19 protein-coding genes are annotated in these 25,243 nt (G+C 53.3%); 7 read left to right on the plus strand and 12 right to left on the minus strand.

Annotated elements, in window-relative coordinates; all coding sequences use genetic code 11:
• Positions 1-53 precede the first annotated feature (53 nt).
• From lpxK to serC, 8 genes are all read right to left on the minus strand, one after another.
• The gene (gene lpxK, locus PGR10_RS14555; RefSeq protein WP_430923688.1) at positions 54-1,034 is read right to left on the minus strand and encodes a tetraacyldisaccharide 4'-kinase; all 981 of its coding nucleotides are present in this window, start codon (positions 1,032-1,034) and stop codon (positions 54-56) included.
• Positions 1,031-2,779 (minus strand): lipid A ABC transporter ATP-binding protein/permease MsbA, encoded by a 1,749-nt coding sequence (gene msbA / locus PGR10_RS14560; RefSeq protein ID WP_032707692.1) that lies wholly within the window; start codon positions 2,777-2,779, stop codon positions 1,031-1,033. Before msbA ends, lpxK begins: the two co-directional genes overlap by 4 nt.
• A 36-nt stretch (positions 2,780-2,815) precedes the next feature.
• The gene (locus PGR10_RS14565; protein ID WP_430923690.1) at positions 2,816-5,080 is read right to left on the minus strand and encodes a ComEC family protein; all 2,265 of its coding nucleotides are present in this window, start codon (positions 5,078-5,080) and stop codon (positions 2,816-2,818) included.
• A 205-nt stretch (positions 5,081-5,285) separates the two neighbouring features.
• Entirely contained in the window at positions 5,286-5,573 is a 288-nt protein-coding gene (gene ihfB, locus PGR10_RS14570; RefSeq protein WP_004100704.1) for an integration host factor subunit beta, read from the minus strand.
• 150 nt (positions 5,574-5,723) lie between these two features.
• A complete protein-coding gene (gene rpsA, locus PGR10_RS14575) occupies positions 5,724-7,397 on the minus strand; it encodes a 30S ribosomal protein S1 (protein WP_015367470.1) in 1,674 nt (557 codons plus the stop codon).
• Positions 7,398-7,534: 137 nt separating this feature from the next.
• Positions 7,535-8,218 (minus strand): (d)CMP kinase, encoded by a 684-nt coding sequence (cmk, locus tag PGR10_RS14580; RefSeq protein ID WP_045375636.1) that lies wholly within the window; start codon positions 8,216-8,218, stop codon positions 7,535-7,537.
• Positions 8,219-8,411: 193 nt separating this feature from the next.
• On the minus strand, positions 8,412-9,695 hold the full coding sequence (aroA, locus tag PGR10_RS14585; protein ID WP_113374289.1) for a 3-phosphoshikimate 1-carboxyvinyltransferase: 1,284 nt from the start codon (positions 9,693-9,695) through the stop codon (positions 8,412-8,414).
• Positions 9,696-9,768: 73 nt separating this feature from the next.
• Complete coding sequence (serC, locus tag PGR10_RS14590; RefSeq protein ID WP_430923691.1) at positions 9,769-10,857, minus strand: 3-phosphoserine/phosphohydroxythreonine transaminase; 1,089 nt, start codon at positions 10,855-10,857, stop codon at positions 9,769-9,771.
• Between the two features lie 447 nt (positions 10,858-11,304).
• Here serC and PGR10_RS14595 point away from each other — a divergent pair, with 447 nt between their 5' ends.
• The 7 genes from PGR10_RS14595 (at position 11,305) to PGR10_RS14625 (ending at position 19,664) form a co-directional block, all read left to right on the plus strand.
• Positions 11,305-11,532 carry a hypothetical protein gene (locus PGR10_RS14595; protein ID WP_015367475.1) on the plus strand — a complete coding sequence of 76 codons (228 nt, stop codon included), beginning with the start codon at positions 11,305-11,307 and terminating at the stop codon, positions 11,530-11,532.
• A gap of 137 nt (positions 11,533-11,669) precedes the next feature.
• The gene (ycaO, locus tag PGR10_RS14600; RefSeq protein ID WP_430923692.1) at positions 11,670-13,430 is read left to right on the plus strand and encodes a 30S ribosomal protein S12 methylthiotransferase accessory factor YcaO; all 1,761 of its coding nucleotides are present in this window, start codon (positions 11,670-11,672) and stop codon (positions 13,428-13,430) included.
• 380 nt (positions 13,431-13,810) lie between these two features.
• Entirely contained in the window at positions 13,811-14,668 is an 858-nt protein-coding gene (gene focA / locus PGR10_RS14605) for a formate transporter FocA (RefSeq protein WP_015367477.1), read from the plus strand.
• A gap of 51 nt (positions 14,669-14,719) precedes the next feature.
• Positions 14,720-17,002, plus strand: coding sequence for a formate C-acetyltransferase (pflB, locus tag PGR10_RS14610; protein ID WP_047045583.1), 2,283 nt, complete (start codon positions 14,720-14,722; stop codon positions 17,000-17,002).
• A gap of 191 nt (positions 17,003-17,193) precedes the next feature.
• Positions 17,194-17,934 (plus strand): pyruvate formate lyase 1-activating protein, encoded by a 741-nt coding sequence (gene pflA, locus PGR10_RS14615; protein ID WP_015367479.1) that lies wholly within the window; start codon positions 17,194-17,196, stop codon positions 17,932-17,934.
• A 79-nt stretch (positions 17,935-18,013) separates the two neighbouring features.
• Positions 18,014-18,799 (plus strand): hypothetical protein, encoded by a 786-nt coding sequence (locus PGR10_RS14620; protein WP_430923694.1) that lies wholly within the window; start codon positions 18,014-18,016, stop codon positions 18,797-18,799.
• Between the two features lie 67 nt (positions 18,800-18,866).
• The gene (locus PGR10_RS14625) at positions 18,867-19,664 is read left to right on the plus strand and encodes a hypothetical protein (RefSeq protein WP_430923695.1); all 798 of its coding nucleotides are present in this window, start codon (positions 18,867-18,869) and stop codon (positions 19,662-19,664) included.
• Positions 19,665-19,727: 63 nt separating this feature from the next.
• On the opposite strand, the gene PGR10_RS14630 is transcribed toward PGR10_RS14625, so the two are convergent.
• The 4 genes from PGR10_RS14630 to dmsA form a co-directional block, all read right to left on the minus strand.
• Positions 19,728-20,876 carry an MFS transporter gene (locus PGR10_RS14630; protein WP_045389472.1) on the minus strand — a complete coding sequence of 383 codons (1,149 nt, stop codon included), beginning with the start codon at positions 20,874-20,876 and terminating at the stop codon, positions 19,728-19,730.
• 273 nt (positions 20,877-21,149) lie between these two features.
• Positions 21,150-22,013 carry a dimethyl sulfoxide reductase anchor subunit family protein gene (locus PGR10_RS14635; protein ID WP_430919448.1) on the minus strand — a complete coding sequence of 288 codons (864 nt, stop codon included), beginning with the start codon at positions 22,011-22,013 and terminating at the stop codon, positions 21,150-21,152.
• Between the two features lies 1 nt (position 22,014).
• Complete coding sequence (locus tag PGR10_RS14640; protein WP_015367482.1) at positions 22,015-22,632, minus strand: DMSO/selenate family reductase complex B subunit; 618 nt, start codon at positions 22,630-22,632, stop codon at positions 22,015-22,017.
• Between the two features lie 10 nt (positions 22,633-22,642).
• A complete protein-coding gene (gene dmsA / locus PGR10_RS14645) occupies positions 22,643-25,081 on the minus strand; it encodes a dimethylsulfoxide reductase subunit A (RefSeq protein WP_430923696.1) in 2,439 nt (812 codons plus the stop codon).
• Between the last annotated feature and the right edge of the window lie 162 nt (positions 25,082-25,243).

The following is a 25,243-nucleotide window of genomic DNA, read 5'->3' on the forward strand; positions in this document are numbered from 1 at the left end:
CAGGTTCTCCGTAGGGGATTCAAGCACAGCGGCGAGCAAAACCAGTACGCAGGTTAACGTTGCGCCAGCGTCACTAAGTCCGCGAGCAACCGCTGTGCGCGATCATCGGTCATTATGGCGTCAACCGGCAGATACCACCAGTTAGCGGCGGCGAATTCACGACATTTCACCGCGTCTTTCTCGGTCATCAACAGCGTCTGTCCCGAGGTTGCCAGTGCGGCGACTGCGCTTTGACTCAGCGCCTGATGATCCGCCAGCGCTACGGTTTTCACCGGCCGTACGCCGCAGCTTTCAAGCGTCGCAAAAAAGCGCGGCGGATGGCCAATACCGGCCATCGCCACTACGTTGTCGAGGGTCGCAACATCGCGACGCTCGCCGGTAAGCAGGTTCACCGCCATGCCGGGACGCAACTGCATCGGGATTTCCCCCGGGCGCGAGACGCCGCCGTTGACGATAACGGCATCGACGCTTTTCAGGCGGGATGCGCGCTCGCGCATCGGCCCGGCTGGCAACCACCAACCGTTGCCAAAACGGCGTACACCGTCTATCACGACGATTTCTTTATCCCGCGCCAGCTTGTAGTGCTGTAGACCATCATCGGTGACGATAATTTGCAAATCGTGAGCGGCTAATAAGGCTTTTACCGCCTCGCTACGCAGTGGAGCAACCGCCACCGGCGCGCCTGTGCGTTGATGAATTAACACCGGCTCATCCCCCGCCTGCGCAGTACTGGTTACATTATCCAGCAACAGCGGGTAGCTGTCGGCTTTGCCGCCATAGCCGCGAGACACCACGCCGACGCGAATGCCTCGCTGCTGCAGTTGCTCCACCAGCCATACTACCACCGGCGTTTTACCGTTGCCGCCGGCGGTCAGATTACCGACCACGACGACCGGCACCGGCGCGCGCCAGGCTTTTTTCCACCCTAGCCTATAGCTAAGACGAATGAAAGCGCTCACCAGGCCATACAGCCAGGAGAACGGCAGCAATAGCCGCCATAGCGGCGATTCGCCGGACCAGATGCGCGCTATCATTGACCGAATTGCATCTTGTGTAGCTGCGCGTAAACGCCTTTATGTTCCAGCAGATCAAGATGGCTGCCGCGTTCAACGATGCGACCATCTTCTACCACCACAATTTCGTCAGCCTGTTCGATAGTCGACAGACGGTGGGCGATAACCAGCGAGGTACGGTTTTTCTGCAGTTCATCCAGCGCCGCCTGAATCGCACGTTCCGACTCGGTATCCAGCGCCGAGGTGGCTTCATCGAGGATCAGGATAGGGCTGTTGCGCAGCAGCGCGCGCGCAATAGCGATACGCTGACGTTGACCGCCGGAGAGCATCACGCCATTCTCGCCGATAATCGTGTCCAGTCCATTATCCATCTTGTTGATAAAGTCCATCGCATAGGCCATACGCGCCGCTTCTTCAATTTGCTCGCGGGTGTACTCTTCGGTACGCGCATAGGCGATGTTATTGGCGACGGTGTCATTGAACAGGTGCACGTTCTGCGAAACCAGCGCCACCTGATCGCGCAGGGAGCTCAGTTTGTACTCGCGCAAATCGTGGCCATCCAGCAGAATCTGCCCCTCGTCGACGTCGTAGAACCGGGTAATCAGGCTGGCAATGGTGGATTTACCTGAGCCTGAACGCCCTACCAGCGCAACGGTTTTCCCTTCCGGGATGCTCAAATTGATGTTACGCAGCGCGGCAACTTCGCGGCCTGGATAGCTAAAGGTGACGTTGTGGAACTCCAGGTTACCTTTGGCGCGCTCAATCACGCGAGTACCTTCGTCTTTCTCCTGTTCTGAATCCAGAATGGAGAAAAGCGTCTGACATGCGGCCATACCACGCTGGAACTGCGCGTTGACGTTAGTCAGGGATTTCAGCGGGCGCATCAGCGCGATCATCGACGAAAAGACCACGGTGATGGTACCGGCAGTCAGGGTTTCCATGACGCTTGGGAAGCTCGCCGCGTAGAGCACAAAGGCCAGCGCCAGAGAGGCAATCAGCTGAATGACCGGGTCGGAAATGGAGGACGCGGAGACCATTTTCATCCCCTGCAGACGCATCTTATTACTGACCTTGTCAAAACGCTTGGTTTCAACGGCCTGGCCGCCGAACATCAGCACTTCTTTATGCCCTTTAAGCATCTGTTCCGCGCTGGTGGTCACCTGGCCCATGGTGTTCTGCATATTCTTACTGATATTACGAAAACGCTTCGAAACCACCCGAATCGCGACTGAGACGATAGGCGCCAGCACGATAAGAATGAGCGACAGTTGCCAGCTGTAATAGAACATCATGGCGAACAGGCCAATAATTGAGGCCCCTTCACGCACTACGGTTATCAATGCGCTGGAGGAAGATGAAGCAACCTGTTCGGAGTCGTAGGTGATACGCGACAGCAACGTCCCGGTGGACTGTTTGTCGAAGAAGGCGACGGGCATGCCCATCATATGACCGAACAGGCGGCGACGCATCGTCATTACCACTTTGCCGGAAACCCAGGAGATACAGTAGCTCGATATATAGCTACTGATGCCGCGAAGCACCATCAAACCGATCACCACCAGCGGCATCCATAACAGCACTGAGCGATCCGTTTTACCAAAACCATCATCCAATAACGGTTTAAGAAGCGATAACATGAAGGTATCACTTGCCGCGTTAAGCACCAACGCCACGGCCGCTACGATTAGCCCGGCTTTAAACGGCGCTATCATCGGCCAAAGTCGGCGGAAGGTCTGCCACGTGGAGAGATCTTTATCGTTCTGCATTCAATAAACCAGCTTATGTTGAAATAGCCGCATATTCTACCCGTTCTGCGCGTCCCCGCCAAACCACTGATGATACCAACGAGGTAAAAGTTGATCTCGTAAGCTATGGATTTGCCAACCATCTGGAGAAAAAACAATCGTTATTTGCCCCGAGTGCGGTGTATCAAACCACTGATACCCTTGCTCACGATAACGCTGCTCGACTTTACTGGAAGGCATCTTCCACGCATTGTAACGCGCTGCCGAGGCGATAGCCGCCTCTCCTCCTACCCTCTGCAGCAACGTCAGACCAGATGAGGTATTGCTGCCGTGGTGCGGGACCTGAATAAGTGTAGACACAAGATGCTGCCAGTAATGGCTTATCATCCGCTGTTCGGCCGGGATTTCGATATCGCCGGTAAGTAAAACGCTACGCTTGCCGTCATCGACCCTAACTACACAGGAACCATTGTTCCCTTTATGTTCACCCGTAGGCAATGGCCAAAGTGCCTGAAATCGGAGCCCTCGCCAGCGCCAGGTTACCCCTCTGCGACAGGGTAGATGCCCGCGCGCGTTAAGCGGACTACGAATCCCGAGATTTGGCCACGCCTGAATAATCGCATTCAGGCCACCGCGATGATCAAGATGCTCGTGGCTCAATATTACGCCTTCCGGGCGGAGGCCGCGCCAGCGTAACCAGGGTACGATAAGCTGCTGGCCGCTATCTCCTCCCGGCCAGGCAGGCCCCGTATCGTAGAGCATTGCCGCCCCCTGACGCTCGATGACCACCGCCAGCCCTTGGCCGACATCCAACATCGTCACCCGCCACTCGTCCGGTGAGGCGGCGCGCCAGAAGGGCCAACTAAGGAGCGCCACGCCGCTAATACAGAGTAACGGCATCTGACGCCAGGCCTGAAAACGCCATACCAGGAACGCCAGCCACGGCAGTAAACTGACCGCCAACCAGCGTTCGTCGAGCGATACCCATCCCGCAGGCAAATGGCGTAAGAACCAGAATAATATTGCCAGCAACCGATCGGCGAGTTGCCATAACGCCATTTCAAGCAACGCCGGACCGCTAAGATGCAGTAGCATGGCCGCTAAAATCAGCGGGACTATTAGAAATGTCACCAGCGGAACGGCAACCAGGTTAGCTATCAATGAAGTCAGGCTAATACCATGAAAAAGGGCTATCTGCAGCGGCGCAAGCAGTAACATCAGGCCGCATTGTAGGTGGCTTAGCGCCAGCAGCTGCCGCCACGGTGAACGACAGCGGTGCCGGCGAAGCGGCGCGAGCTGATACCAGAAAATCAACGCAGCAACCGCAAACACGGATAACCACAGGCTTTCTGAAATCATCGCCAGTGGATCGGCCAGCAGTATTGCCGCAATACAACAGCAAAATATTTGCCAGGGCGACCAGCGCCTGGCCTGTAGCCGCAACAGACATCCTGCGGTTAAGGCCGCACAGGTACGAAGCGCCGGGGGTTGCATGCCGGTAAGCCAGGCGTAAAACAGCGCGCAACTTAACCCGACAAGCAGCGGTATCCGCCAACCTATCCAGCGGCACGGAAGAAAGAACTGTATTCCGCGAACCAGCAACCAGCCAAGTGACGCCCCCAGCGCAATATGCAGGCCGGAGATAGCCATTAAATGGGACGTTCCCGTCTCCTGCATTAACTTTTTTATCTCATCCGCAACCGCGAGGCGCTCCCCCATTCCCAGCCCGAGCATAACCGTTCTCCATGGATACTCAGCGAGTGCGCGGTTCAACGAGGCCAGATAGCGGGCCCGGGAGCTACAACGTGAATCAAGCGATGAGGCATTTAGAAAACGTCCGCTAAGCGGACGATGCTGCGCAAGGGCGTAACGCTGGCTATCAAAGCCGCCCTCATTTAGCTGCCCATGTACCGGACGGGCGCGGATGGTCATCAGCCAGCGCTGCCCAACGCAGCCTGCTTCAGGCAGTTCGCCGCCGTAGAGGGTAATCCCAACCGCGGGATATAAACGCCGCCCCTCAAGACGGATTATCTTACCTTGCCAGCTCGTCAGGCCATCACCGCCTACCAGCTCAATAACGGCCTGCCGGCTGCGACCGGGAATATGCTCAGTGGGCCACAGCGCTTGCCGGGCATGTAATATTCCCCACGCGAACAACAGCAATGTCAATGCGGCATACGTTGTGTAAGGTTTGCGCAGCGTGGTAATAATTAGCGCAGCGCCAATAAGACACCAAACGCTTAACATATTCGGTAGCGCCGGTAGCCAAAGCAGCGGCGAGATTCCGATTATGGCGCAGCCTGCCAGATGTGGTAATCGCATAACTCCTCCCTGTTATCGGGGAGTGTCAGACAATTCACCGCCGTGGTCATGTTGAAAAGAATGGCGTTGCGTCGCGCTGTCCGGGAAATATTGTCTCTTGCTATCAGGTAACAACAGTTTTGCGAGCGGACACGGAAAACGGGCATAAAAAAAGCACCCTCAGGTGCTTTTTTATTAAGTAAGTCTTTGCCTGATGCGGTAAAACTTACTCTTCGTAAATATTGGCGCGGTCGCGTAGTTCTTTCCCAGGCTTAAAGTGCGGAACGTACTTACCTTCCAGTTCCACTTTATCGCCAGTCTTCGGGTTACGCCCGGTGCGAGGTGCTCGATAGTGCAGAGAGAAGCTGCCGAAACCGCGGATTTCAATGCGCTCACCTTGAGCAAGCGTTGAGGCCATATGTTCCAGCATTTCTTTAACAGCATCTTCCACCGCTTTCGCCGGGATATGAGATTGCTGGCTGGCAAGTCTTTCTATCAATTCTGACTTGGTCATTTTTCCTCCGGTTTCCTTCAAGGCAAAGTTAGCTTACAGCTTAAACAAGGGCGGCCGTAGCCGCCCTTTGTGCTTGATTACAGGACGAATCCTGCAATCTGTCAAGTAAACTCGTCATTATTCAGACCGTTGTGGCCTGAATAACTAAGATTACTCGCCTTTAGCTGCTTTGAAAGCTTCAGCCATTGCGTTGTTAGAGAAGTTTGCATCTTCCTGTTTGTTAACAGTTGCGATTGCATCTTTCTCGTCAGCTTCGTCTTTCGCACGAACAGACAGGCTGATTGCGCGGTTTTTACGATCAACGCCGGTGAATTTAGCTTCAACTTCGTCGCCAACGCTCAGAACCAGAGTTGCATCTTCAACGCGGTCACGGGATGCTTCAGAAGCACGCAGGTAACCTTCAACGCCGTCAGCCAGTTCTACGGTTGCGCCTTTAGCATCAACTGCAGTTACTTTACCGGTTACGATAGCGCCTTTCTTGTTCAGAGCAACGTAGTTGTTGAACGGATCTTCCGCCAGCTGTTTAACGCCCAGGGAGATACGCTCACGTTCTGCGTCAACCTGCAGTACAACTGCAGCGATTTCGTCGCCTTTTTTGTATTCACGAACTGCTTCTTCGCCTGCAACGTTCCAGGAGATGTCAGACAGGTGAACCAGGCCGTCGATGCCGCCGTCCAGGCCGATGAAGATACCGAAGTCAGTGATAGACTTGATTTTACCTTCAACACGGTCGCCCTTGTTGTGGGTTTCCGCGAACTGCTGCCATGGGTTAGATTTGCACTGCTTCAGACCCAGGGAGATACGACGACGTTCTTCGTCGATATCCAGAACCATAACTTCCACTACATCGCCAACGTTAACAACTTTGGACGGGTGGATGTTTTTGTTGGTCCAATCCATTTCGGAAACGTGAACCAGGCCTTCAACGCCTTCTTCGATTTCAACGAAGCAGCCGTAGTCGGTCAGGTTGGTCACGCGACCGGTCAGTTTGGTACCTTCCGGATAACGCTTAGCGATAGCTACCCACGGATCTTCGCCCAGCTGTTTCAGGCCCAGAGATACACGGGTACGCTCGCGGTCGAACTTCAGCACTTTAACAGTGATTTCGTCGCCAACGTTTACGATTTCGCTCGGATGCTTAACGCGTTTCCAGGCCATATCGGTGATGTGCAGCAGGCCGTCAACGCCGCCCAGATCAACGAATGCACCGTAGTCAGTGAGGTTCTTAACGATACCTTTGACTTCCATGCCTTCCTGCAGGTTTTCCAGCAGCTGATCGCGCTCTGCGCTGTTTTCGGATTCGATAACGGCACGACGAGAAACAACGACGTTGTTACGTTTCTGGTCCAGCTTGATGACTTTGAATTCAAGCTCTTTGCCTTCCAGGTGCAGCGTGTCGCGCACCGGACGAACGTCTACCAGGGAGCCCGGCAGGAACGCACGAATACCATTCAGCTCAACAGTGAAGCCACCTTTAACTTTGCCGTTGATAACACCGACTACAGTTTCAGCGTCTTCGTAAGCTTTTTCCAGCGTGATCCAAGCTTCGTGACGTTTAGCTTTCTCACGGGACAGCAGGGTTTCACCGAAGCCGTCTTCTACTGCATCCAGAGCAACGTCAACTTCGTCACCAACCTGGATTTCCAGCTCGCCCTGGGCGTTTTTGAACTGCTCAGCCGGGATGGCGGACTCAGATTTCAGACCAGCGTCAACCAGTACGATATCTTTGTCGATAGCAACAACAACACCACGAACGATGGAACCCGGGCGGGTTTCGATTTCTTTTAAGGATTCTTCAAATAGTTGAGCAAAAGATTCAGTCATGTTTAATCTTCAGGTTTCATATTTAACGTCCACCTGGCTCCGTGCCGGATGGGGTTGTTTAACATACCCGCTAACACTCCGTTGCTGCGGGGGTACTGCTATAATTCGGAGGCTCGCAACGCTTTACCGGTTAACGGCTAAGCGACAGCCAGTTTTTCGCGCGCATATTGTAGCGCTTTTTCAATTACTTGCTCAATGCTTAGTTCGGTGGAATCAAGAACTAAAGCATCAGCGGCCGGGATAAGCGGCGCCACGGCGCGATTACGGTCGCGATCGTCACGCTCTTTTATCTCGGACAAAAGACGTTCAAAGTTAACACTAAAACCCTTTTCCTGCAACTGTAGCAGGCGGCGCTGCGCACGTTCTTCCGCCGACGCATCGAGGAAAATTTTAACCGGCGCATCGGGGAAAACGACGGTGCCCATATCGCGGCCGTCGGCAATCAGGCCAGGCAGTTCGCGAAAGGCGCGTTGACGGCGCAGCAGCGCTTCGCGCACCCGCGGGAAGGCAGCGACTTTTGAGGCGGTATTGGCCACTTCCTGGGTACGGATCTCCGCACTGACATCCTCACCTTCCAGCACCACTTCCAGATTGCCGTCAGTAGAAATAAAACGTACATCGAGATGGGCTGCCAGCGGAACCAACGCCTCTTCTGACTCGACGTCAACGTGATGATGTAAGGCCGCCAGCGCCAAAACGCGATAGATGGCGCCGGAATCAAGCAGATGCCAGCCAAGCGCTTCCGCCATTGCCTTGCACAACGTGCCCTTACCCGCACCGCCAGGTCCATCAATGGTGATTACCGGAACATTTGCCGTCATCTTTTTCTCCTTTAGCAAGGCGCATGAATATAAACGCCGCGCATTATACGCATCAATGCGCCAGAAAGTGAGCCTTGCGTGCAAATTACGGAATAGTTGAAATTAAATGTAGAAGAATTGCGCAATTATAGCGGGCTGGCAGAATACCAGCCCGCAAGATGACAAAGCTTTACCTTATCGGACGAGACAGAATTTACGCCAGGGTACTAATTCGCGCCAGCTGCTCGAAATAGTCCGGGAACGTTTTCGCCGTGCATTTTGGGTCAAGGATAGTGACCGGCGTCGCCGACAATGCCACCAGCGAGAAACACATCGCCATGCGGTGATCGTTGTAGGTGCCGATTTCAGCGAATTTCAGCGTCGCAGGCGGCGTAATGCGAATATAGTCTTCGCCCTCTTCCACTTCTGCGCCGACTTTACGCAGTTCAGTTGCCATCGCGAACAGGCGGTCGGTCTCTTTCACCCGCCAGTTATAAATATTGCGCAGCACCGTGGTGCCTTTCGCAAACAACGCCGCGGTAGCAATGGTCATGGCCGCATCCGGAATATGGTTCATATCCATATCAACGGCATTCAACTCACCGCGGGTACAGGCGATAAAATCGTCGCCCCAGACAACCGTCGCGCCCATTTTTTCCAGCACGTCGGCAAAGCGAATATCGCCTTGTACGCTATTGCGACCAATACCGGTCACTTTTACCGTACCGCCCTTGATAGCGCCGGCAGCGAGGAAATAAGAGGCTGAAGAGGCATCGCCCTCCACCAGGTAATCGCCCGGCGACTGATACTGTTGCCCGCCGCGCACGACAAAGCGCTGATAGTTGTGGTTTTCAACGTCAACGCCGAAGGTTTTCATCAGGTGCAGCGTGATATCGATATAAGGTTTAGATACCAGCTCGCCTTTAATCGCAATCGTCGTGTCCTGCGGCGCCAGCGGCGCAGTCATCAGTAAAGCGGTAAGGAACTGGCTGGAGACGCTGCCATCGACTTCTACCTGGCCGCCGTTGAAACCACCGCGCAGGCGCAGGGGCGGATAGTTTTCCTGCTCCAGATACTCAATCTGCGCGCCCCCCTGGCGTAACGCATCGACCAGGTGGCCTATCGGCCGCTCTTTCATCCGCGGTTCGCCGGTCAGCACAATATCGTTGTGGCCGAGACACAACGCCGCCGCCAGCGGGCGCATCGCCGTACCGGCATTCCCGAGGAACAATTCCAGCGCGCCGCTGGCCTGTAACGGGCCGCCGTGGCCGGTGACTTCACAACGAGTGCGGTCGGCAGACAGGGTGTAGTGAACTCCCAGGGCGTTAAGCGCATTAAGCATATGGCGAACATCATCGCTGTCCAGCAAATTGGTCAGCACGGTGGTGCCGTGGGCTAATGCCGCCAGCAGCAAAGCGCGGTTAGAAACACTTTTTGACCCGGGCAGGTTTACGGTGCCATCAACGCGCGCAATGGGTTGTAACGTCAGGGATTCCATGGAACTCAACTCTCAAAAAACAGAATAAAAACCCCGCAGACCAGCCGCGGGGATGAAAATAAGCGCTCAGCAATTAGCCGCGGCGACGTTCGAAGTCCTGCATGAAGTCGGTGAGCGCCTTGACGCCGGCCAGCGGCATCGCATTGTAAATAGAAGCACGCATACCGCCTACCACGCGATGGCCCTTCAGCGCATGCAAACCGGCCGCAAAAGACTCTTCGAGGAACAGTTTATCCAGCGCGCTATCCGCCAGCTGGAACGGCACGTTCATCAGCGAGCGGTTGGCAGCGGCTACATCGTTACGATAAAAATCGCTGTTATCAATCACGCCATACAGCAGATCCGCTTTTTGACGGTTGATTTTATCCATCGCGGCCACGCCGCCCTGCTCTTTCAGCCATTTGAATACCAGCCCCGCCAGATACCAGGCGAAGGTCGGCGGTGTGTTGAACATTGAATCATTGGCGTTCAGCACGGTGTAATCAAGAATCGATGGGCAGGCGATGCTGGCTTTACCCAGCAGGTCTTCACGCACGATAACCAGCGTCAACCCTGCCGGGCCGATATTCTTCTGCGCGCCAGCGTAAATCACGCCATAGCGGCTGATGTCGATTTCATGGGACAGGATACTGGAGGAGTAATCCGCGGTGACGACGACATCTTCGTTAAAATTCGGCGTTTCATGGATAGCGATACCATCGATGGTTTCATTTGGGCAGAAGTGCAGATAGGCTGCGCCCGGCGTCAACTGCCATTCGCTCATCGGCTTAACGGCCCGCAGGCCATCAACGGTGGTTTTCGCATCGATAACGTTAGGCGTGCAGTATTTTTGCGCTTCTTTCACCGCACTTGCCGCCCAGTAACCGGCGTCCACATAATCTGCTGTCGTTTTATCACCCAGCAGATTTAACGGGATCCCGGCAAACTGACCGCGACCGCCACCATGACAGAACAACACTTTGTAGTTGGAAGGGATATTGAGCAGATCGCGGAAATCCTGTTCTGCCGTTTCAGCCACCTGGATAAACTCCTTACCACGGTGGCTGATTTCCATTACCGACGTCCCCAGACCGTGCCAGTCGCACAGCTCCTGTTGCGCCAGTTTGAGAACTTCTGCCGGCAGCATTGCCGGGCCCGAACTAAAGTTATAGACCTGAGCCATTTCCCCTCACCACGTTGCTATATTGTCTGCACGCGAACCGTCGCGGGCATAAGTTATTCCTGTGGCTATCGGTTTTATCATTCAGTGACACACACCGCAACGAGTAAAACTAAGCGGCCCATAAACGAGGCCATCGTCACACAAAAGAATCAACCAGCTTGACGTCATTAAACCGACATAATTGCTGCAAGAGAATCGCTTTTAGCCTGCGTTCCGTCACCCATTCCGGATTTGGACCCACGGCATAAATAGTTATCCACTACATTCACAGGTAACGATCTCGCCATAGCGCAATCCGTCAACTCATTTAATACTTGAATATTATCTTAATTCTTCATGAATTCTGTTTCCGCGAGAGCATGGCCATTTACCGCCGCATTCCCCGATCATTAAAATTTTTAAACCAGCCGATGAAGACTGGTATTAATCACTTTTAAAGGAATATTTATGCGTGAATTAACCTATAACGAAATGTCTGATGTGAGCGGCGGCTTTGGCCTGTTATCCATTCCGGCGGCAATTGGTTTGCTGGTCAGCATCCCGACAATTGTCATCGGCGCGATTACCGGGCCCTTTACGCTGGGTGCAGGCTTCGCAGTGATGGCGGCAGGCATCGTCGGTACCAGTCTTGCCGGCGCCGCGATGATCGTTAGCATTTGTACGCCTATCCTGTAACTTGCTATGGCATGTGGAGTTTCTCCTCATGCCATTTACCGCTCTTCTCTTTTTATCCATTGCCGCGGCTAACGACATAGCCACTTACCGGTAAAACCCGTATCATTGCCCATCCTGCCAACAATAAACGAATTGCTATGACCCAGACATTTATCCCCGGCAAAGATGCCGCCCTGGAAGATTCCATCGCTCGCTTCCAGCAGAAACTGCTCGACCTCGGATTTGATATCGAAGAGGCCTCGTGGCTGAACCCGGTACCACACGTGTGGTCCGTTCACATTCGCGATAAAGAGTGCGCGCTGTGCTTTACCAATGGTAAAGGCGCAACTAAAAAGGCGGCGCTGGCTTCCGCGCTGGGCGAATATTTCGAACGTCTGTCTACCAACTACTTCTTCGCGGATTTCTGGTTAGGCGATACCATCGCCAATGGTCCATTCGTTCATTATCCGAACGAAAAGTGGTTTCCACTGACCGAGGACGATGAAGTACCAGAAGGCCTGCTGGATGCCCGCCTGCGCGCCTTTTACGATCCGGACGATCAGTTGACCGCCAGCATGCTCGTGGATCTGCAATCCGGTAACGACGAGCGTGGCGTCTGCGGCCTGCCGTTTACCCGTCAATCAGACGGCGAAACCGTCTATATTCCGATGAACATCGTCGGCAACTTGTACGTCTCCAACGGCATGTCAGCCGGTAATACCGCAAATGAAGCGCGCGTGCAGGGCTTGTCTGAAGTCTTTGAGCGTCATATTAAAAACCGCATCATCGCAGAAAGCATCAGCCTGCCGGAGATCCCGGCTGAAGTAATGGCGCGCTATCCGGGCGTCGTTGAATCTATCGCCAAACTCGAAGCCGAAGGTTTTCCGATCTTCGCCTACGATGGCTCCCTTGGTGGTAAATACCCGGTTATCTGCGTGGTTCTGTTTAACCCGGCTAACGGTACCTGCTTCGCCTCTTTCGGCGCCCATCCGGATTTCGGCGTGGCGCTGGAGCGTACCGTTACCGAACTACTACAGGGCCGCAGCCTGAAAGACCTCGACGTCTTTACCCCGCCGACCTTTGATGACGAAGAAGTTGCCGAGCATGCCAACCTGGAAACTCACTTCATTGATTCCAGCGGCCTGATCTCCTGGGATATGTTTAAACAGGATGCCGACTATCCGTTCGTGGACTGGAATTTCTCCGGCACAACTGAAGAAGAGTTCGCCACCCTGATGGCTATCTTCAAAGCTGAAGATAAAGAAGTCTATATCGCCGACTACGAACATCTAAGCGTCTACGCCTGCCGGATCATCGTTCCGGGGATGTCAGATATTTATCCAGCGGAAGACCTGTGGCTCGCCAATAACAGCATGGGCGCGCACCTGCGTAGCATCATTCTCTCCCTGCCGGGTAGCGAGTGGGAAAAAGAAGATTATCTGGCGCTCATTGAACAGATGGACGATGAAGGCCTTGATGATTTCACACGCGTCCGCGAGCTGTTAGGCCTGGCAACCGGCAAAGACAACGGCTGGTATACCCTGCGCATCGGCGAACTGAAAGCAATGCTGGCGTTGGCCGGCGGCGATCTGCATCAGGCGCTGATTTGGACGGAGTGGACCATGGAATTCAATGCCTCCATCTTCAGCCCTGAGCGCGCCAACTATTATCGCTGCCTGCAAACGCTGCTGCTGCTTAGTCAGGAAGAAGAACGCCAGCCGCTGCAGTATCTGAATGCCTTCATCCGTATGTATGGCGCAGATGCGGTGGAAGCCGCAAGCGCCGCTCTGAGCGGCGAAGCGCCGTTCTATGGCCTTCAGGCGGTCGATAACGATCTGCGCGCTTTCCCGGCGCATCAGTCTTTACTGAAAGCCTACGAAAAGCTACAGCGTGCCAAAGCGGCCTTCTGGGCCAAATAATCCTTTAGGGGTAAAAAATAATGTACGGAGCCGCCAGCGGCTCCGTTTTCTTATGATTTGTGGCAAAACCACGCCATTTTGTAGGAGCAAAGTTAAATATACGTAAAAATCAAACTTTGGTGATATTTAGATTGTTAATTTTAATAAAAATACTCCATTTTAATTAACCGTAATCAATGGTCACCCATGGAAATTTTCAACATTATTTGCAAATATTAAAATTTAGTTTTTCTTTTAAAATCAAAAACATAAGACAATAACAAGCTAATTCCACACGCAAAATGGGCCTATGACTCCGGTAGGATATGATCTACATCAAATTCCCTTCTATAATGCTTTGTTAGTATCACACCGCCAACTTATATAAAGAGAGAGTTAGTGTGAAAGCTGACAACCCTTTTGATCTTTTACTCCCTGCCGCGATGGCGAAAGTCGCCGAAGAAGCAGGTGTCTATAAAGCGACGAAACATCCGCTGAAGACGTTTTATCTGGCGATTACCGCAGGTGTCTTCATCTCCATCGCTTTTGTGTTTTATATCACGGCGACCACCGGTACTGCCGCAATGCCTTTCGGGATTGCCAAACTTATCGGCGGGGTATGCTTCTCACTAGGTCTGATTCTTTGCGTCATCTGCGGTGCTGACCTTTTCACCTCGACCGTACTGATCGTCGTGGCGAAAGCCAGCGGACGTATTACCTGGGGTCAGCTGGCAAAAAACTGGCTTAACGTCTATGTTGGAAACCTGATCGGCGCGCTGCTGTTTGTACTGTTAATGTGGTTATCCGGCGAATATATGACTGCCAACGGCGGCTGGGGCTTAAATGTTCTGCAAACTGCAGACCACAAAATGCACCACACGTTTATTGAAGCCGTCTGCCTGGGTATCCTGGCTAACCTGATGGTATGTCTGGCCGTCTGGATGAGCTACTCCGGCCGCAGCCTGATGGACAAAGCGATGATTATGGTGTTGCCGGTTGCGATGTTTGTCGCCAGCGGCTTTGAACACAGCATCGCGAATATGTTTATGATCCCGATGGGTATCGTAATTCGCAACTTTGCGAGCCCGGAATTCTGGACCGCTATCGGTTCAACTCCGGAGAGTTTTTCTCACTTAACCGTTATGAACTTTATCACTGATAACCTGATTCCAGTCACTATCGGAAACATCATCGGCGGTGGTTTGTTGGTTGGGTTGACGTACTGGGTCATTTACCTGCGTGGCGACGATCATCACTAATGGTTGTCTCAGGCAGTAAATAAAAAATCCACTTAAGAAGGTAGGTGTTACATGTCCGAGCTTAATGAAAAGTTAGCCACAGCCTGGGAAGGTTTTGCGAAAGGTGACTGGCAGAACGAAGTCAACGTACGTGACTTTATCCAGAAAAACTACACCCCATATGAAGGTGACGAATCCTTCCTGGCTGGTGCAACTGATGCGACCACCAAGCTGTGGGACAGCGTAATGGAAGGCGTTAAACAGGAAAACCGCACTCACGCGCCTGTTGATTTCGACACTTCCCTCGCATCCACCATCACTTCTCACGACGCGGGCTACATCGAGAAAGCGCTCGAGAAAATCGTTGGTCTGCAAACTGAAGCTCCGCTGAAACGTGCGATTATCCCGTTCGGCGGTATCAAAATGGTTGAAGGTTCCTGCAAAGCGTACAATCGCGAACTGGACCCGATGCTGAAAAAAATCTTCACCGAGTACCGTAAGACTCACAACCAGGGCGTATTTGATGTTTACACCAAAGACATCCTGAACTGCCGTAAATCCGGCGTGCTGACCGGTCTGCCGGATGCTTACGGCCGTGGCCGTATCATCGGTGACTACCGTCGCGTTGCGCTGTACGGTATCGACTTCCTGATGAAAGACAAATACGCTCAGTTCCAGTCTCTGCAAGAGAAACTGGAAAGCGGCGAAGATCTGGAAGCAACCATCCGTCTGCGTGAAGAAATTGCTGAACAGCATCGCGCTCTGGGTCAGATCAAAGAAATGGCAGCGAAATACGGCTGCGATATCTCCGGTCCGGCGACTACCGCTCAGGAAGCTATCCAGTGGACCTACTTCGGTTACCTGGCCGCCGTTAAATCTCAGAACGGCGCGGCAATGTCCTTCGGTCGTACTTCCAGCTTCCTGGATATCTACATCGAACGTGACCTGCAGGCGGGTAAAATCACCGAGCAAGACGCGCAGGAAATGGTTGACCACCTGGTCATGAAACTGCGTATGGTTCGCTTCCTGCGTACCCCGGAATATGATGAGCTGTTCTCCGGCGATCCGATTTGGGCAACTGAATCTATCGGTGGTATGGGCGTTGACGGCCGTACTCTGGTAACCAAAAACAGCTTCCGCTTCCTGAACACCCTGTACACCATGGGGCCGTCTCCGGAGCCGAACATCACCATCCTGTGGTCTGAAAAACTGCCGCTGAGCTTCAAGAAATTCGCCGCTAAAGTATCCATCGATACCTCTTCTCTGCAGTACGAGAACGATGACCTGATGCGTCCGGACTTCAACAACGACGACTACGCTATCGCATGCTGCGTAAGCCCGATGGTTGTTGGTAAGCAAATGCAGTTCTTCGGCGCTCGCGCTAACCTCGCGAAAACCATGCTGTATGCCATCAACGGCGGCGTTGATGAAAAACTGAAAATGCAGGTTGGTCCGAAATCTGAGCCGATCAAAGGCGACGTGCTGAACTATGACGAAGTCATGGAGCGCATGGACCACTTCATGGACTGGCTGGCTAAACAGTACGTCACCGCGCTGAACATCATCCACTACATGCACGACAAGTACAGCTACGAAGCCTCTCTGATGGCGCTGCACGACCGTGACGTTATCCGCACCATGGCGTGTGGTATCGCAGGTCTGTCCGTTGCTGCTGACTCCCTGTCTGCTATCAAATATGCGAAAGTTAAACCGATTCGTGACGAAGACGGTCTGGCTATCGACTTCGAAATCGAAGGCGAATACCCGCAGTTTGGTAACAACGATGCTCGCGTCGATGACATGGCCGTTGACCTGGTTGAACGTTTCATGAAGAAAATTCAGAAACTGCATACCTACCGCAACGCTATCCCGACTCAGTCTGTTCTGACCATCACCTCTAACGTCGTGTATGGTAAGAAAACCGGTAACACCCCAGACGGTCGTCGCGCTGGCGCGCCGTTCGGACCTGGTGCTAACCCGATGCACGGCCGTGACCAGAAAGGTGCTGTTGCCTCTCTGACTTCCGTTGCTAAACTGCCGTTTGCTTACGCTAAAGATGGTATCTCTTACACCTTCTCTATCGTGCCGAACGCGCTGGGTAAAGATGACGAAGTCCGTAAGACCAACCTGGCGGGCCTGATGGATGGTTACTTCCACCACGAAGCGTCCATCGAAGGTGGTCAGCACCTGAACGTGAACGTCATGAACCGCGAAATGCTGCTCGACGCGATGGAAAACCCGGAAAAATATCCGCAGCTGACCATCCGCGTATCTGGCTACGCGGTACGTTTTAACTCCCTGACTAAAGAACAGCAGCAGGACGTTATTACTCGTACCTTCACTCAGACCATGTAATTCCCTGTCTGACTGAAAAAGCGTACAATAAAGGCCCCACATCAGTGGGGCCTTTTTAACAAGTGATTCCCTGCCCCAGCCTGCTTTGCCAGTTATCTATACTTTGGGTACCTGTCAAAACAGACTTAACACAGCCGGTTTGAGCTGTGCATCACAGGCCCTGGAGGGCCGAACCCGGAGATATCACCGCAATGTCAACTATTGGTCGTATTCACTCCTTTGAATCCTGTGGCACCGTCGATGGCCCAGGCATCCGCTTTATTACCTTCTTCCAGGGCTGCCTGATGCGCTGCCTTTACTGCCATAACCGCGACACCTGGGATACCCATGGCGGTAAAGAAATCACCGTTGAAGAATTGATGAAAGAAGTGGTGACCTATCGCCACTTTATGAATGCCTCCGGCGGCGGCGTCACCGCATCCGGCGGCGAAGCGATCCTGCAGGCGGAATTTGTCCGCGACTGGTTCCGCGCCTGTAAAAAAGAAGGCATTCATACTTGCCTCGATACCAACGGATTCGTGCGCCGCTACGATCCGGTGATTGACGAGCTATTGGAGGTCACCGATCTGGTGATGCTTGATCTCAAACAGATGAACGATGAAATCCACCAGAACCTGGTCGGCGTTTCTAACCATCGTACGCTGGAATTCGCGCAGTATCTGTCAAAGAAAGGGATTAACGTATGGATCCGCTACGTTGTCGTTCCCGGCTGGTCCGATGATGACGATTCCGCGCATCGCCTGGGTGAATTTACCCGCGATATGGGCAACGTCGAGAAAATCGAACTCCTGCCCTACCATGAGCTGGGTAAACACAAATGGGTAGCGATGGGCGAAGAGTACAAGCTTGACGGCGTACACCCGCCGAAGAAAGAGACCATGGAGCGGGTGAAGGGTATCCTTGAGCAGTATGGTCATAAGGTGATGTACTAACGGCTCTATACCATAATAACGGTTGCCATTAAGCAGCCGTTATTATTATTACAGTTAACTATGCATTAGAAAGGAATCTATGCGCTTACTTATCTTCGCTCTTTCCCTGCTATCAGCCCAGTGCGTCTTTGCTGCTAGCGAGTGTGATCTCAATACCATCGTCAAAAAGGCCTGGCCAGAAGGCGTGCCGCAAGGTAAATCAATAATTATTCGCGGTGAAAGCGATAGTTATTCACCGCAGAGCGCAATTTGCCGCGTCTGGCCGGCTCATCCTGAGCTCACGCTGGCGGCCATTCCGCTGATGTCTCACGAACAAACTGACTACGAACATACTGGCGATCTTGAACTTCTGGTCCTCAACTCCGCCACTCTCGAGGTGAAACAGCGGTTACGCCTCGTCGACCGTATGAATGATGATACGATTAGTATTGATAGTATTGCCCTTGATACCGCCCGCTGGAAAATCACGCCTACGCAAACCGCTTTTGGTTTACGCATTACACTGAGGAATCCCTCCAGAGTAGCCCCTTTTAGAGAAGAGGTGTTGTGGCTGTATTCATATGATAACAATCAGATTCATAAAGTACTTGATGGCCTTGTCGTTAACAGAACACATGGCGAATGGGATGGCATGTGCGCAGGTGAATTCGATCATATTGAACGTACTCTGGTCATGGTTCCCACATCCGGCAATGGCGGCTATGCCGATATCCGGGTAAGTGGAAGAAACGTACATACCACCAGAACCATTTCCAAAGAGAACGATTGCGAAGATATGGAAAAAACCGGCAAAGAGACATGGTTATTGCACTTTGATGGCAAACACTACCCTATTCCGAAAAAGCTCGCCCCTCTACTTGATTAACGTCGCCCAAATGAGCTGACGTTTTTCTTAGTTCGTCATGGAAGCATTGAAAATGGACATCCGGAAGATGACTATACGCCTGTTAGTTTCAACAACATTCTTACTGGTATCGCAGTGCATTTTTGCCGCCAGCAGCTGTGATATCAATGCCATCATTAAACAGGTATGGCCTGATGCTCAGCCGACTGAGCAGGGGGTCATCACACCGGCAGAGCAATTTATCAAAACACAAAATGGCTCGCCTTTTAGCGCTATTTGTCGCATCTGGCCTGCTCATCCCGAGCTCACGCTGGCCGCCGTTCCGCTAATGGAGCCAGAACAGCGCGACCATAACCATAATGCCGATCTCGAGCTGCTGGTACTTGATACTGCAACTCTTGAAGTTAAGCAACGTTTACATCTTCCCGAACGTATGAACGATGACGCGATCTATATTAGCGATCTTGCTATTGATACCGCGCGCTGGAAGATAGCGCCAGAGCAAACTGCGTTTGGATTGCGCATACAGAAAACCGGAAGTTCTCGCGTTAATCCCATTAGTGAAGAGGCGCTATGGCTTTATACACTCGATCGCGGCCAGCTTCGCGTAGTGCTGGACGGCATAGTGCTAAAATATAGCGTCGGGGAATTGGATGGCAACTGCGCCGAGGAATTTACGAATATCATACGCACGCTGGCAATGGGCGCCACAAAACATCATGGCTTTAGCGACATAAAAGTCAGCGAAAAGAATGTCGCCTCAACGGCCTGGCTGGACGAAAATAACGAGTGCAGGTCGAAAGATATTCCGACGCAAAAAACATGGACGCTGCAATACGATGGTAAGCAATATCGCGTTCCAGCTAAGTTACACCCAATACAGTAGCCATATTGTTATACTCACGATTGCACGCATCGATGGGGCCCTCCCATCGATGCCCTGAGGGTATCAGGCGTGTGCCACCGGCGTCGGGTGATGTCCGGCTTTGCGCAGCAGCGTCAGCAGGTAGATAAACGATACGCTGGCGATCATGATAAACAGCAGGTTATCAGAAAAGTTCTGCATCAGCATTGCCGTCAGGGTCGGTCCCAGCAGGCTGCCAATGGTATAACTCATCAGCAGCGCCTGGTTCATCGCCACCAATTGATGGTGTTCAACCTTCTCGCAGGCCCAGGCCATCGCCACCGGATACAAAGTAAAACCGGATGCGCCGAGCACAAAAAGCGCCGGCGCCATTGCCGCCTGGCTGAGCATCGCCAGACAGCCCAGAATCACCACAAAGACCTGAACGCGCAACACCAGAAGACGGCCATAGCGGTCAGCCAAACGCCCTACCGGCCACTGCCCAAGGATCCCGGCGCTGACCATCACCGCCATCCAGAAACCAATACCGGAATCGCTGACGCCCTGATGGTTCAGCCACAGCGGCATCAGGCCGTATAGTGAACCGAGTACAATACCGGATATAATGCAGCCATTCACACCGTGGCGAGCCTGACGCAGCTTCAGCATCGGCCAGATACGTACCGTTTCATGCGGCTCGTCGGCCTGGCTCATGATACGCGTAAACAGCAGCGGCAGGATCGCCGCCAGCGCCAGGCCGGTAACCCACGGCAACACGCTCATTAAATCGGTCGGTAATTTACTTACCATCAGTTGACCCAACACGGTACCGACGTAATAGACCATCATGTACGCCGCCAGCAGCCTACCACGGCTGCGGGAAGTACCGCTGCACACCAGCGCGCTTTCCACCACCACCCAGATCATCGCGCAGCCCACGCCGGCGATAAAACGCCAGCTCAGCCATGTCCAGAAACCGAGTGTAATACCCAGGCCAACGCAGCCGACGGCAAAAATCAATGACGCCAGGTAATAGCTACGATTAAACCCCAGACGTTTAATGACCCAACCGGCAAATAAGGTTCCCACCAGGTTACCGGTGAAATAAGAGGAGCCGACCATCCCAACCTGCCAGGTTGGCATATTTTCATGGGCGAGCCAGAGCGGGACAAGCGTATTTAAAACCGCGATTGCCAGCGTCAACAGAAGCAGGCCACAGAGCAACATTTGCACTGGGCGAGTGTAGATGGTCATGGGTGTTAACCGTGAGGAAGTTCAGATTTCGTGCGCATCATGCCACTGCTGTAAACATTGTCAATCCGCCAGAATTCAGGCCTGACGCGGTTTTCAGAGCAACGATAGAAGTTTTTTATCCAGCGCAGCGGCAATGGAATTATTCATTATATTATTCCATTGTTTTTATTAATTTATTGGAAAACCCGGAAGGAAATATCAGTAGAAAAATTTCATCAATCAACCGCATTTTTTCATCACGCCGGAATAGGCTTCCGGCGTGATTTCACGTTATTAACTGGCGATAGCCATACCGACGGTCATATGTAGACCATAGAATACGCCGCGGCCAACCATCTCGCCGACCAGCACCAGCACAAATGCCAGCCCCAGCAGCGGCAATGCGGGTTGATAACCTTTAAGCTGCGGTACAATCCAGCAGACCAACGCCAGCACTAACGCGACCGTCCGCCATGCCATTAAGGAACCGTAATTCGGCACCAGCGCCGAAGCCTGCTGAATCGAACTATGGATCGTCGCCAACTCGCTGCCTTGAATCAACGCGACGGTCACGCTAATCACCAACGCCACCAGCATAATCACCGGCAATAAACGCATCGCCCAACCGTCCACACCCGCGACACGCAGCAGCAGGTAGCCCAACAGCGGCCCGCCGATAAACACGGTCAGGAAGAAGTTGAGCGGCGTCCAGATGGTATACCAGGTGGGTACGGTATCGATGGTGTTATACACGCGGATCATCATCCAGACAAAGATGACGCCGAGGATCATGGTGACGACCAGCCACAGATTGCGCAGCACAGACGGCAGTTTGTTTACCACCGCCAGCAGCCAGCCAATCCCGCCGACGGCAAAGAAAAGCGCGCCGCTGGCGATTTCATTGCTTAACGATGATGCGCCAACGCGGTTCAGCGAATTAAACGCGCGCATTGGCGAACCAAGGTGCATGGTGGAGGCAATAAAACCGATCCCCATTAGCACCCACAGCCCGAACATGCTCATTACCACCCGCCGCTGCCGCTCGCGCGAAAGTTCGCCCTTCATCAACGCCAGCGCGAGAACGATAAAGCCCCCGGCGACGCACTGCCCGAAGACCGTGAAAATCATCAGCGGCCATTCATGCCATCCATTTCCCATTTTAGACCTCCTTCGGATTGGCCAGATAGCCGGTGGTATCGCCGCACGGACGGCTGTTGGCGTTTGGTTTTATCACAATGCTCGGCCTGGTGAAGTGCGCTGACGGCAGCGGCGCCACGGCGGCCAGTTGGCCGTGCTTTTCACGCAGTTCGGCAATCGGCCCGAAGTCCAGCGCCCGCAGCGGGCAGGACTCGACGCAAATCGGCTTTTTGCCTTGTGCCACACGCTCGTGACAGCCATCGCATTTGGTCATATGCCCTTTAGCGGCGTTGTACTGCGGCGCGCCGTACGGGCAGGCCATATGGCAGTAGCGACAACCAATGCACACCTCTTCATTGACCACCACAAAACCATCTTCGCGCTTGTGCATTGCCCCGCTCGGGCAGACCTTGGTGCACGCCGGGTCTTCGCAGTGGTTGCAGGCGATAGAGAGGTAGTAGGCAAAAACGTTCTGATTCCAGACGCCGTTGTCCTCCTGCCAGTCGCCGCCGGCATACTCGTAGATACGACGGAAGCTGACGTCCGGCGTCAGGTTCTTGTAGTCTTTACAGGCCAGCTCGCAGGTTTTGCAACCGGTGCAACGGGCGGAATCGATAAAAAATCCATACTGAGTTGTCATCGGTTACTCCTTACAGCTTTTCAACCTGGACGAGGTTGGTATGCGATGGGTTGCCTTTCGCCAACGGCGACGGTCGTTGGGTGGTCAGCACGTTAATGCTGCCGGCCTGATCCACGCGTGAGGCATCCGGGTTATACCAGGCGCCCTCGCCCAGCGCGACGACGCCAGGCATCATTCGCGGCGTCACTTTCGCTTCGATATGCACTTCACCGCGGTCGTTGAAAATGCGTATGCGATCGCCGTTGGCGATGCCGCGCCTCTGCGCATCGATCGGGTTAATCCACATCTCCTGACGGCAGGCTGCCTGCAGGACATCAACGTTGCCATACGTTGAGTGGACGCGAGATTTATAGTGGAACCCCGTCAGCTGTAGTGGATATTTAGCGGTCAACGGATCGTTGTAGTTTTCAAAACCAGGGGTGTAGATCGGCAGCGGATCGATCACATCGCCTTCAGGCAGTTCCCAGATCGCGGCGATTTTGGCAAGCTCCTGGGAGTAGATTTCGATTTTGCCCGATGGCGTGGTCAGCGGATTGGCCTGCGGATCGTCACGGAAGGCTTTATACGCCACATGATGGCCTTGTGGGTCACGCTGCTTGAAGATGCCCTGCTGGCGGAAAGTATCAAAATCCGGCAGTTCGGGAATCGCTTTACGCGACTGCTCATACAAATAGCGCATCCAGCCTTCCTGAGTGCGCCCTTCAGTAAACTTCTCCGCCACCCCCATACGTTTCGCCAACTCGGTGGTCATCTCATAGATAGTTTTGCATTCGAAACGCGGTTTAATAGCCTGGTCGGCAAAGATGACGTAAGACATATTGCCGCAGGAGGCATCCAGCGCGAAGTCCATCTGCTCCGAGGCGGTACAGTCCGGTAACAGAATATCGGCGTATTTCGCAGACGACGTCATGTGGCAGTCGATGACCACGATCATTTCGCACTTCTTGTCGTCCTGCAGAATTTCGTGGGTGCGGTTGATCTCAGAGTGTTGGTTGATAAGGCAGTTACCCGCGTAGTTCCAGATCATTTTGATCGGCACGTCGAGCTTATCTTTGCCGCGTACGCCATCACGCAGCGCGGTCATTTCCGGACCACGTTCAATCGCGTCGGTCCACATAAACATGGAGATGCTGGTCTCTACCGGGTTTTCCAGCGTCGGCATGCGTTCGAAAGGCAGGCTATATGAACCTTCTCGCGCGCCGCTATTACCGCCATTGATGCCAACGTTGCCGGTCAGAATGGCGAGCATAGAGATGGCGCGGGTGGCGATTTCGCCGTTGGCGTGACGCTGAGGTCCCCAGCCCTGGCTGATATACGCCGGTTTCGCCGTCGCAATCTCACGGGCCAGCTTCACAATGCGCTCACGCGGGATCCCGGTAATAGTGGATGCCCACTCCGGCGTTTTAGCGATACCGTCGGAGCCCTGACCAAGAATGTAAGCTTTATAATGCCCATTAGCCGGCGCATCGGCAGGTAAGGTTTTCTCGTCGTAGCCGACGCAGTATTTATCAAGGAAGGGTTGATCGACCAGATTTTCAGTAATCATCACCCACGCCAGCGCTGAAATGAGCGCCGCGTCGGTTCCCGGACGAATCGGGATCCATTCATCTTCACGCCCGGCGCCGGTGTCGGTATAGCGCGGATCGATAATGATCATGCGGGCGTTGGATTTCTGCCGCGCCTGCTCAAGGTAGTAAGTAACCCCGCCGCCGCTCATTCGCGTTTCGCCAGGGTTATTGCCGAACAGCACCACCAGCTGACTGTTTTCGATATCTGACGGACTGTTACCGTCTGCCCAACCGCCATAGGTGTAATTCAACCCTGCCGCAATCTGCGCCGATGAATAGTCGCCATAATGATTGAGATAGCCGCCGCAGCAGTTCATCAGACGTGCAATCAGGGTTTTACCCGGCGGCCAGGAACGAGTTAGAGTCCCGCCGAGCGTCCCAGTTCCGTAGTTCAGATAGATAGATTCGTTGCCATAATCTTTAATCAGGCGCTGCATATTGCTGGCGATAGTATCGAACGCCTCTTCCCAGCTAATTTGTTCGAATTTTCCTTCACCGCGTTTGCCAACGCGCTTCATCGGATATTTCAGCCGGTCAGGGTTATAGACGCGGCGGCGCATAGAGCGGCCGCGCAGACAGGCGCGGACCTGATGCAGGCCGTCGTAGTTATCGTCACCGGTATTATCGGTTTCTACGTACTTAATCGCGCCGTCAACCACGTGCATACGCAGCGGACAACGACTTCCGCAGTTTACGGTGCAGGCGCTCCAGACGACCTTCTCATTTTCCGGGGCCAACGTATCAGCGGCGTGCGCAATACGCGTAAAGGGCAAGGTCAATGCGTTGCTGGCCATCGCCAGGCCGCCTATCGCCGTGGTTTTCATTAAACCACGTCGGCTAACTTCGGCAGCCAGTAAAGCATCGGGGGCTTTGATTTTCATAGATACTCGCTTTGGTTGCTCACAATAAGCTGACAATCGTTATATAATTTTATATATATCGGATTTTATTGGCTTTTTATGCTGTATTAATCCAAAGGGAGTATCACCGGATTCACTGAATGGATTATTGCCCGGTATCAATAAGGATATAAAAAAAGCGCC

The sequence above is a fragment of the Klebsiella sp. 141198 genome, assembly GCF_050600785.1.
Lineage (GTDB): Bacteria > Pseudomonadota > Gammaproteobacteria > Enterobacterales > Enterobacteriaceae > Klebsiella > Klebsiella aerogenes.